10 protein-coding genes and 1 pseudogene are annotated in these 9,726 nt (G+C 69.1%); 8 read left to right on the top strand and 3 right to left on the bottom strand.

Annotated features, from left to right (window positions below; translation table 11 throughout):
- Positions 1-50: 50 nt before the first annotated feature.
- Positions 51-593: a GNAT family N-acetyltransferase gene (locus IJ15_RS25210; protein ID WP_051918428.1), complete on the top strand. Its 543-nt coding sequence runs from the start codon at positions 51-53 to the stop codon at positions 591-593.
- Between the two features lie 2 nt (positions 594-595).
- On the opposite strand, the gene IJ15_RS0101110 is transcribed toward IJ15_RS25210, so the two are convergent.
- A complete protein-coding gene (locus IJ15_RS0101110; RefSeq protein WP_031936509.1) occupies positions 596-1,030 on the bottom strand; it encodes a MarR family winged helix-turn-helix transcriptional regulator in 435 nt (144 codons plus the stop codon).
- Positions 1,031-1,118: 88 nt separating this feature from the next.
- On the opposite strand from IJ15_RS0101110, the gene IJ15_RS0101105 reads away from it, so the two are divergent.
- Positions 1,119-3,083, top strand: coding sequence for an ABC transporter ATP-binding protein (locus tag IJ15_RS0101105; protein WP_331281002.1), 1,965 nt, complete (start codon positions 1,119-1,121; stop codon positions 3,081-3,083).
- Here the strand turns inward: IJ15_RS0101105 and IJ15_RS0101100 are convergent.
- Both IJ15_RS0101100 and IJ15_RS0101095 read right to left on the bottom strand, forming a co-directional pair.
- Positions 3,000-4,412 (bottom strand): annotated as a pseudogene (locus tag IJ15_RS0101100) (FAD-dependent oxidoreductase); the annotation flags it as partial. The gene IJ15_RS0101105 and the pseudogene IJ15_RS0101100 overlap by 84 nt on opposite strands.
- A gap of 142 nt (positions 4,413-4,554) precedes the next feature.
- A complete protein-coding gene (locus tag IJ15_RS0101095; protein ID WP_051918426.1) occupies positions 4,555-5,793 on the bottom strand; it encodes a cytochrome P450 in 1,239 nt (412 codons plus the stop codon).
- 216 nt (positions 5,794-6,009) lie between these two features.
- On the opposite strand from IJ15_RS0101095, the gene IJ15_RS0101090 reads away from it, so the two are divergent.
- From IJ15_RS0101090 to IJ15_RS0101065, 6 genes are all read left to right on the top strand, one after another.
- Positions 6,010-6,600 (top strand): TetR/AcrR family transcriptional regulator, encoded by a 591-nt coding sequence (locus IJ15_RS0101090; protein WP_051918425.1) that lies wholly within the window; start codon positions 6,010-6,012, stop codon positions 6,598-6,600.
- Between the two features lie 11 nt (positions 6,601-6,611).
- Complete coding sequence (locus IJ15_RS0101085) at positions 6,612-7,040, top strand: HIT family protein (RefSeq protein WP_031936504.1); 429 nt, start codon at positions 6,612-6,614, stop codon at positions 7,038-7,040.
- Entirely contained in the window at positions 7,033-8,046 is a 1,014-nt protein-coding gene (locus IJ15_RS0101080) for a 1-aminocyclopropane-1-carboxylate deaminase/D-cysteine desulfhydrase (protein ID WP_031936503.1), read from the top strand. The genes IJ15_RS0101085 and IJ15_RS0101080 overlap by 8 nt, the downstream gene beginning before the upstream one ends.
- A gap of 17 nt (positions 8,047-8,063) precedes the next feature.
- Complete coding sequence (locus tag IJ15_RS0101075; RefSeq protein ID WP_031936502.1) at positions 8,064-8,429, top strand: DMT family transporter; 366 nt, start codon at positions 8,064-8,066, stop codon at positions 8,427-8,429.
- Positions 8,426-8,755, top strand: a complete 330-nt coding sequence (locus IJ15_RS0101070; protein ID WP_031936501.1) for a DMT family transporter — start codon at positions 8,426-8,428, stop codon at positions 8,753-8,755. The genes IJ15_RS0101075 and IJ15_RS0101070 overlap by 4 nt, the downstream gene beginning before the upstream one ends.
- Positions 8,756-8,923: 168 nt before the next feature.
- A complete protein-coding gene (locus IJ15_RS0101065; RefSeq protein WP_031936500.1) occupies positions 8,924-9,715 on the top strand; it encodes a phosphatidylethanolamine N-methyltransferase family domain-containing protein in 792 nt (263 codons plus the stop codon).
- Positions 9,716-9,726: the final 11 nt, after the last annotated feature.

Here is a 9,726-nt window from a genome sequence, read left to right as displayed (position 1 = left end):
GTGCCGGGGATTCCCGTTCGTGCTTCCGGCGGTGGTCCGATAATCGGGGTATGACTCTCACCGTGCGCCGCTCCGGGCCCCAGGACCGCGAGGCGATCCTCGCACTGATGAACGCGTCGCGTGGCGACGGACTGTCCGCCGCGGAGCGCGCCGAGCGCGGCTTCGTGCAGGGGAGCATGGGCGAGGACGACCTGGCCCGCTTCCAGGAGGGCACCGGGGTCTTCGTCGCCGAGGAGGACGGCACCCTCGCCGGGTTCGCGATGACGTCCGAGCCGGGTGCGGCGACGTCGGGTCCGCCGCGGTTGGCGGTCGACGCGGTGGGGGAGGGGAGCGGACGCCTGTTCCTGTACGGGCCCGCTGCAGTCGATCCGAGGTTCCAGGGCCGCGGGGTGCTGACGAAGCTGCTCGCCGCGCTCAGTCGTGAACTCCGCGACCGCTTCGACCTCGGTGTGGCGTTCGTCGAGGCCGCGAACGCGAAGTCGCTTGCCGTGCACCGGCATTACGGGATGACCGAGGCGGCGACGTTCGTCTTCGCCGGCCGGGACTACTTCGTCTTCACGTTCGCCCCTGCTGTGTTCGCGGACCGGGACTGAGGTCAGCAGCCGTCGTCGGCGGTGAGCTTGCCCAGTATCCGGCTGAGCTCGTTGCGGTCGCGCGCGTCGAGCGGGGCGAAGAAGTCCGCGGCCTGGGCGTCGCGGGCGGCGGACATCTCGTCGACCAGTCTGCGGCCGGTCTCGGTGAGCTGCACGCACACGGCGCGGCGGTCGACGCCGTCGGCGACGCGTTCGACGAGGTCGCGCTTCTGCAGTCGGTCCACGACCTCGGTCGCCGAGCGGGGCGCGATGCGCAGGGCCTTCGCGACGTCGCCGAGCCGGGGGCGGCCGTCAGCCTCGCGGTCGATGGCCCGCAGCGCGCGGAACTCGTGCGGGGAGAGTCCCCACGGTTCGAGCGCGGTGAACCAGCGTCGGCGCAGCCCTCGCGACGTGGACATCACGAGGTCACGGAGCTGCTCGGCCGATACGTCCGTCATGCTGTCGGAGCCTACCTCACTTGACAGTTACCTCATGTTGAGGCAACCTCAGTAAAGGCTTGCCCCGACATCTGAGAGGGGTGGTGCAATGACAAGCCCTCCATTCGGCGGACCCGGCGGTGGTCGTCCCACGCGTGCCCGCAAGGTCGATCCCGCCGACCGCGCCCAGCTCGAGGAATCCCCGGTCAGCCTCCGTCGGATCGGCGCGCTGTTCGCGCCGTACCGCTGGCAGATCGGCGTGGTGATGGCGCTCATCGTGGTGTCGTCCACGATCTCGCTGGCCAACCCGTTCCTCGTCCGCGAGGTGATCGACCGCGCGATCCCGGAACAGAACGTGAGCCTGCTGGTGTGGGCCGTGCTCGGCATGCTCGCCATCACGGTCGCCGGGTCGGTGCTGGGCGTGATCCAGACCTGGATCTCGACGACGGTCGGCCAGCGGATCATGCACAACCTCCGCACCCGGGTGTTCACGCACCTGCAGCGGCAGTCGCTCGGCTTCTTCACCCGCACCCGCGGCGGTGAGATCCAGTCGCGGCTCACCAACGACATCGGCGGCATGCAGACCGTCGTGACGTCCACGGCCACGTCGATCGCGTCCAATGTGACCACGGTCGTCGGCACCGCGATCGCGATGGCGGTGCTCAGCTGGCGCCTGTCGCTGCTGTCGCTGATCGTGCTGCCGCCGGCGATCTGGCTCACCCGCAAGGTCGCGCTCATGCGCCGCGAGATCACCGCGCAGCGGCAGAAGGCGCTGGCGGACATGCAGACCCAGATCGACGAGAGCCTCTCGATCAGCGGTATCCAACTGGGCAAGACGCTCGGGGCCGGACCGGCGATGTCGGAGCGGTTCGCCGACACCTCGCACCGGTTGGTGGATCTCGAGGTCCGCTCCCAGCTGTCCGGGCGGTGGCGGATGGCGACGATGAGCATCGTCTTCTCCGCGATTCCCGCATTGCTCTACCTCGCCGCCGGGCTGCCCGCGACGTCCGGTGGGATGACGATCGGCACGCTGGTGGCCTTCACCGGACTGCAGACGACGCTGTTCCGTCCGCTGATGGGACTGCTCGACGTCGGTGTGTCCGTGACCAGTTCACTGGCACTGTTCAGCCGGATCTTCCAGTACCTGGATCTACCGGTGGAGATCGACGAACCGGAGAATCCGGTGCCGATGCCGCGGGAGAGGGTCGACGGCGGTGTGCGTTTCGACGGTGTCGGTTTCCGCTACGGCAGCGCCGACCGTGACGCCCTGGCCGATGTGACGATCGAGGTACCGGCCGGGTCGTCGCTCGCGCTGGTCGGCGAAACCGGCTCCGGCAAGACCACTCTCGCGTCACTCGTGGCGCGACTGCACGATCCGACGTCGGGGCGGGTCACGATCGACGGCGTCGACCTGCGCGACATCTCCCTCGCCGAACTGTCCGAGCTGGTGGGCGTCGTCTCGCAGGAGACGTACCTGCTGCACGCGACGATCCGGGAGAACCTGCGGCACGCGCGCCCCGACGCGAGCGACGCCGAGATCGAGGCCGCGGCGAAGGCCGCGCAGGTGCACGAGCTGATCTCGTCGCTGCCCGACGGCTACGACACCGTCGTCGGCGCGCGCGGGCACCGGTTCTCGGGCGGCGAGAAGCAGCGCATCGCGATCGCACGAACCCTGTTGCGGGATCCGCGGATCCTGGTGCTCGACGAGGCCACCAGCGCGCTGGACAACGAGACCGAGCGGGCCGTGCAGGCCGCGCTCGACGTGGTCAGCCGCGGCCGGACCACGATCACGATCGCGCACCGGCTGTCCACGATCCGGGACGCCGACCGGATCGTGGTTCTCGACCACGGCCGGGTCGCCGAGCGCGGCACCCACGAGGAGTTGCGCGCGCTCGGCGGCCGGTATGCGGCGTTACTCGCCCGGGGTGACGGCGCTGGCGGCGACGCCGGCGCGACGGCCGAAGAAGGTGCCGTCACCGAGCGACGTGCCGCTGATGTAGCCCCACGAGTGCAGGCCCGACGTCGCGCGTCCGGCCGCGAAGAGCCCGGGGATCGCGTCGTCGTCGAGGTCTAGGACCCGGCCGTCGACGGTGGTGCGCAGGCCGCCGATGGTGAACACCTCGGCGCCGCCACCGCCGGTTCCGCCGTCGCCGTACTCCGGCGGGGCCATGCCACGCTGGACGTCGATGGCCGCGAACGGCGACTGCAGCGGACGCAGCCAGCGCGACGACTTGCGGAAGTAGGGGTCCTCGCCGTGCTCGGCGAAGCGGTTGTACTCGCCGACCGTGTTCTGCAGTGCGCCCTCGGGCATTCCGATCTCGCGCTCGAGCTCCTCGAGCGTCTCGGCGACGAAATGCGGCTGCACGCCCCAGCGTTCGTCGACCGGGACCTCCTCGTACGCCTGCTCGTCGAGGATCACCCACACCTGCAGGTTGTGCTTGAACAGTGCCGCCTGCCCGACCAGGCCGGGGTAGACGTCCTCGTTGATGAACCGCTGGCCGACGCTGTTGACGATCATGCCGCGCACCATCATTCCGGGCACCAGCGAGATGCCCACCTGGCCGGCGGACATGTGCTTGACCGCCGCGCCGACGGCCTGCGCCATCACGATGCCGCGTCCGTCGTCGCCGCCGTCGCTGTTGACGCCCAGACCCACCAGCTGCGGCGCGTGCTGCGCGAGCATCTCCTTGTTGTCGGCGAACCCGCCGGTCGTGATGATCACGCCGCGTCGGGCACGGTAGGTGACGGTGTCGTTGAAGTGCCGGGCGACGACGCCGACGACGCGGCCGTCCTCGACGATCAGGCGCAGCGCGGTGGAGTCGGTGTGGACCGCGATGTCGGTTTTCGCGACGGCCTCGCTCAGCACCGCCATGAGCACCTTGCCGCCGAAGCCGTCGGACGTGACGCGGTGCCCGCGCGGGGCCGGTTCGGCGAGCTCGTAGAACGGATAGGCGTTCTCGCCCATCCACATCAGGCCGTCGTCGGTGGGCGGTACCCACGTGGGGGAATCCCACAGCGACGGCTTGAACGGCACGCCGTGGTCGACGAGCCACTGGTAGTGCGCGACGCTCTCGCGGCTGTAGAGGCCCACCTTCTCCTGATCGGCATCCGGGCCGAGCGCGGCGAGTAGGAACTTCTCCATCGCCTCGGCGGTGTCGGCGAAGCCGCACGCCTCCTGGATCGGGGTGCCGCCGCCGAGATACATCTCGCCGCCGGACAGCGCCGACGATCCGCCGCCACCGCTCTGCCGCTCGAGCAGAACCACCTCGGCGCCCGCGGCGTTCGCTTCGAGTGCGGCGGACGCGCCGGCGCAGCCGTAGCCGATGACCAGGACATCGGTCTCGTGGTCGTAGGTGTCGATGTCGGCGGCGTCGATCGGGGCGACGGGTACGCGAGCGCTCATAGGGAGCTCCTGTCCTCGGGGTCGGCTTACTTGTGGTGCCCGTCACACTAGGTTGGATGTTCGTGGCCGGGGAGGTGGTGTCCGGCCAGCGGGAAGATGGCCCCGGATTCCAATTCGGGTGGGCCGCTGAGGGTCTCCACGACTACGATCGGGCCGGTTTCGTCTCGAGCCGCAGGGGCAGGGATCGGTGACGGCGCACGAACAGGCTCGGCACCCAGCGTGCGCCGCCGTCGGCGATCGTGAACGACGTGGTGCGTTCGAGTAGTGCGGTCAGGGCTGCGAGGGCCTCCATTCGCGCCAGTGCCGAGCCGATGCAGAAGTGCACACCCCTGCCGAACGCGAGATGGCCCTTGAGGTTCGGGCGGTCCAGGACGACCGCATCGGGGTTTTCGAACGCGGACGGGTCGCGGTTGGCTGCACCCCACAGCAGCAGGAGGTGACTGCCCGCGGGGAGGTGCACGCCGCCCAGCGTGGTGTCCTCGACCACGTTCCGGTGGTGTCCGCGGAAGGGTGACTCGAGCCGCAGGGCCTCGTCCAGGAAGGGGTCGATCAACGACGGGTCCCGGCGCAGTCGGTCCTGCAGCGCGGGATCGGTGGCGAGGATCCGGGCGCCGTTGGCGATCAGCCCCGCGGTGGACTCGCCGCCGGCGCCGACCAGTTGCACCAGGATCAGCACCGCGACGTCGTCGGTGAGTTCACCCTCGTTGCAGGCATGGGCGAGGACGCCGAGCAGGTCTGTCCGCGGATCACTTCTGGCCGCGGTGAATTCGGTGTGCAGGTAGCCGGCGAGTTCGGCCGCGGAGGTCACCAGCTCGCCCAGTCGGTCGCCGGTGACCACCCCGCCGAGCAGCTCGGTGCTGTCGTACGCCCACGACAGCAGCCGGGGAACATCGCTCTGCGGCAGCCCGATCAGGCTCGCGACGAGTCTGAGCGGCAGGGTGTCGGCCATGTCGCCGGCCCATTCGAAGGCGCCGTCCGGCCCCAGTCCGGTGTCCCACAGTTCGTCCACGAGTGCGCGGACGGAGGGGCCGAGGGTGCGGATGCGCTTGGCGAGGGTGGCGAGGACCAGCGTGCGGTGCGCGGCGTGGGTGGGGTCGTCCGCGGTCGCCAGCACGTGCACGGCCCGTCCGCCGCCGTCCATGTCGAACGTGACGGGTGGGCCGTCCGGTTGCTGCACCAGCGCGCCGGTCAGGTTCGACGAGAAGTGCTCGGGACGGCCCAGCGCCTCGGTCACCAGTGCCCACGACGACACCAGGTGGAAGTCGGTGCCCGGGATCCGGTGGACGGGTGCGTGGGTGCGGAGGTCCCGGTACAGCGAGTACGGGTCGTCGAGGTGTTCGGCGGCGAGGACGTCGATGCCGTCCGGCGGTGTCGTGGTCACGAACCGTCCTTTCGATGGCGTGTGGAACGTGTTGCAGTGATGCCACGGTTCACGGCGTCGCCGGGCACTGTCAAGAGGCCGCCGGAAACTGAGAAAATGACGGTGAACTGCAGATATGCGGTGTCTCAGGTTGCAGTCGGCGGCGCGTTGTCCGCGCAGGTGAGCGCACCGGAAGGGGCGTTCTCGTTGTAGACATCCCAGCAGTTCTGTCTCAAGATGAGACGAAACGACGTCGGCGATCGGTGGGTGGGTGGAGTGACGGAGCGGGACGACTGGCTGACGGGCGGGAACCGTCGCGCACTCGCGGTCGAACGGATCACGGCGGCCGCGACCGAGTTGTTCGTCGAGCGCGGGTTCGATCAGGTCGGGGTCCACGACATCGCCGAGCGCGCCGGCTGCTCGCGCGCAACTCTCTACCGCTACGTCGGCGGCAAGCCCGCACTGGTGTCGGCCGTCGTGGCGTCGGCGGCCGCATCGGTCGCCGAGGAGGTCACCCGTGCCGTGCAGCATCTCGTCGGGCCCGCACGGGTCGTCGAAGCGATCCTGACCGCCGTCGCGGCGGTCCGTGCGGATGCGACGCTGTCGGACTGGTTCGCCCACACCCGTACCGCGGCGGCCGACGACTACCTCGCGTCCTCGCCCGATCTGGGCCGGGTGGCGACCGCCCTGACCGGCACAGCCGAGGACGAGGCGGGCGGGCAGTGGATCGTCCGGGTGGTGCTCACCCTGCTCGCGTGGCCCGCCGCCGACACGCGCATGGAGCGACAGTTGGTACAACGCTTCGTCGCACCGGCATTCGCCACCTAACATCAGCAGGCATGAGCCACTGCGTCTTCTGCGCCATCGTTGCCGGCGAGGCCGAATCGAGTCTCGTGTACGAGGATGCGGACACGCTTGCGTTCATGGACATCCGTCCGTTCACACCAGGTCACCTGCTCGTGGTGCCGAAGAAGCATGCATCGGATCTGGCCGAGTTGGATCCCGAAGACGGAGGACGATTGTTCCAGGTGGGGCAGCAGATGGCGGGGGCGTTGCGGGACAGTTCGGTGGCCGCGGAGGGGGTGAACTTCTTCCTCGCCGACGGTGTGGTGGCAGGTCAGGAGGTGTTCCACGTGCATCTGCATGTCGTGCCGCGGACAGTGGGGGACGGGTTCGGGCTGCGCGGCCGGCCCACGGTGCCGCCCCGGCCCGACCTCGACTACCTCGCCGGATCGATCCGTGGTCGGCTGGGCTCGCGCGATGCCTGACGTGACGACGGCTCCGTTTCTGCATCAGCGTTTTCCCGAACTCGCGGCGTCGCTGCCCCATGTCCGGCTCGGGGAGGTGCCCACCCCGGTCCGCAGGCTCGACGGGCTGGGAACGCGAAACCGGATCTGGGTCAAGGACGACAGCACCTTCGGCTCCGGTGGCTGGGGTGGCAACAAGGTCCGCAAACTCGAGTGGATCATCCCCGACGTCCTGGCTCGGAAGTCGCGGCGGATCGTCACGGTCGGCGGCCTCGGCACCAACTGGGGCCTGGCGACCGCGTTGTATGCCAAGGAGTTCGGCATCGAGACCGCGATCGCACTCATCGATCAGCCCGTCGACGACCATGTGCGGGCCCAACTGGCCAGGCTGCAGCGCTCGGACGCAACCCTGCACTTCACCCGGAACAAGGTCCGGACGCTCGCGTGCGCACCGTGGTTGATGCTCAGGCACATTCGCGGCGGACGGCTGCCGTACTACCTGCCTCCCGGTGGCTCGTCCCCGATCGGTGCACTCGGATACGTCGAGGCCGCACTGGAGTTGGCCGCGCAGGTCGAGGCCGGGGAGATTCCGGAACCGGCTCACATCGTCGCCCCGGTCGGATCGGGCGGCACCGTGGCGGGGCTGCTGTTGGGCCTGCAGTTGGCGGGCCTGCGCACCGGTGTCGTCGGCGTCGTCGTCAACGACACCCTGCCGCTGGGCGCCGCCGAGATCCGGGATCTCGCGGGCCGGGCCGAATCGCTGCTGCGCCGCCGCGGCGCGCAACTGGGTGACGTCGACCTCCGCTCGGCCGGCCTGACCGTGACCCGGGAATACCTCGGTCCCGGTTACGGGTACGCCACCGCGGAGGGGCGGGCCGCGCAGCGCGTCGGGACCGAGTACCGCGTGCCCCTCGATCCGGTGTACACGGCGAAGGCCTTCGCCGGTCTGCTCGAGATCGACGCGAAGACGCGAGTCGACGACGGACCGATCGTCATGCTCGACACTTTCGGGCCGCGTCCGGACTGACCGCTACCGTGGGCGGCATGAGGTGGTGGCTCCTTTCCGGTGCGGTCGTGTGCGAGGTCGTGGCGACGTTGTCGCTGCGTGCCGCGGTCGACCATCCGGCGTGGTACGTCCTGGTGGCAACGGGCTACGTCGCGTCCTTCGGGTTCCTGTCCGCGGTCCTGCGACTCATGCCCGTCGGTGTCGCGTACGGAATCTGGGGTGCCTGCGGCATCACCATCACCGCGGTCGCGGCGGCACTGCTCTTCGGTGACGCGCTGACGGTCCTCATGGGCATCGGCATTGCGCTCGTCATCGCCGGGGTCCTGGTCGTCGAACTCGGCTCCCAGTCGGCGGAGGAGGCGCGTGCGGGCGCCGACGCGGAGGCCCGGGAGTCGGTGCGGTGACCTGGGTTCTGCTCGTCGCGGCGATCGTCGTCGAGGTTGCAGGAACGTTGTGCCTCAAGGTTTCCGACGGTGGCCGGCGCAGGTGGTGGTTGTTGCCGACTGCGGTCGCCTACGTCACCGCGTTCGGCCTCATCGCCGTCGTGCTCGATCGAGGCATGGCGGTCGGTGTCGTGTACGGCATCTGGGTGGCGTGCGGGGTCGCGTTGACCGCGATCCTGGGTCGCCTCATCTTCCGTGACCCGCTCACCCCTCGGATGGGTCTCGGTATCGCGCTCATCATCGCCGGTGTGCTGGCGATCGAACTGGGTGCGGCGTCGGCCGCGTAGTCGCCTGGCCTTCTGTCTCGGTCAAGACCGAGATGCGTGGACACATGTCCGGAAAGTGTCGACCGGCGGCTGTCCGGCGTGGTAGAACATGTTCCAGTTTGTAGCTGGTTCGTGGTGGTGTGGCCGAGTGACGCGTGCTGTGCCGGCCACGCTCACCGAAGGAATTTCATGCACTGGTACACCGGGGACGCCGTCTACGACACCATCCTGACCTGCGCGTTCGCCTTCGCGGCTTTCGTGATCGTCGGCGGGTTCTTCGCGCAGAGCTCGTATGGCCGATTCTCTTCCACCAACCTGGGTTTCAACCTGAACCCGAAGTTGGGGTGGTGGCTCATGGAGATCCCCGCAACCGTCGTCTTCGCGGTCTTCTACCTGAGCGGGCCGAACCGCTTCGAGCCCACCTCGCTGGTGCTGGCCGCGATCTGGTTGCTGCACTACGCGAACCGCGGCTGGTTCTTCCCGCTGTCGATCCGGCAGGTGCCGGGCAAGCGCAGCACGTTCAACGCCTCGGTGATCGTCATGGGCATGATCGTCACCTCGATGCACGGCTACCTCAACGGCGCGTTCTTCAGCCACGACTACATGCACCAGTACGACACCGCGTGGCTCACCGACCCCCGGTTCCTGATCGGCCTGGTCGTCTACCTGTGCGGGTTCGCGCTGCTGGTGAGCTCCGAATCGATCGTCCGCAACCTGCGGGACAAGAGGAACCCGGGCGCCGCGGAGTACCGGATCCCGATGGGCGGCGGCTTCCGATTCGTCTCCAGTCCCGCCTATCTCGGTGAATTGATCGCGTGGGCCGGGTTCGCCCTGCTGACATGGTCGCTCGCGGGAGTCGTCATCTTCCTCATCACCGCCGGCAACCTCATCCCGCGGGCCCTCGCCACGCACAAGTGGTATCGGGACAAGTTCGTCGAGTACCCGGCCGACCGCAAGGCGTTGATTCCGGGCCTCGTCTGATCGCTCGTCCG

Source organism: Prescottella defluvii, assembly GCF_000738775.1.
GTDB lineage: Bacteria > Actinomycetota > Actinomycetes > Mycobacteriales > Mycobacteriaceae > Prescottella > Prescottella defluvii.
Note: the sequence above shows the minus strand (reverse complement) of the source record. Positions and strands in the feature narration are given on the sequence as shown.

Coding starts and splice junctions, on each gene's coding strand:
- IJ15_RS0101085 (WP_031936504.1), top strand. CDS start 6,612: ATGAGCCACTGCGTCTTCTGCGCCATCGTTGCCGGCGAGGCCGAATCG.
- IJ15_RS0101065 (WP_031936500.1), top strand. CDS start 8,924: ATGCACTGGTACACCGGGGACGCCGTCTACGACACCATCCTGACCTGC.
- IJ15_RS25210 (WP_051918428.1), top strand. CDS start 51: ATGACTCTCACCGTGCGCCGCTCCGGGCCCCAGGACCGCGAGGCGATC.
- IJ15_RS0101105 (WP_331281002.1), top strand. CDS start 1,119: ATGACAAGCCCTCCATTCGGCGGACCCGGCGGTGGTCGTCCCACGCGT.
- IJ15_RS0101090 (WP_051918425.1), top strand. CDS start 6,010: ATGAGACGAAACGACGTCGGCGATCGGTGGGTGGGTGGAGTGACGGAG.
- IJ15_RS0101075 (WP_031936502.1), top strand. CDS start 8,064: ATGAGGTGGTGGCTCCTTTCCGGTGCGGTCGTGTGCGAGGTCGTGGCG.
- IJ15_RS0101080 (WP_031936503.1), top strand. CDS start 7,033: ATGCCTGACGTGACGACGGCTCCGTTTCTGCATCAGCGTTTTCCCGAA.
- IJ15_RS0101110 (WP_031936509.1), bottom strand. CDS start 1,030: ATGACGGACGTATCGGCCGAGCAGCTCCGTGACCTCGTGATGTCCACG.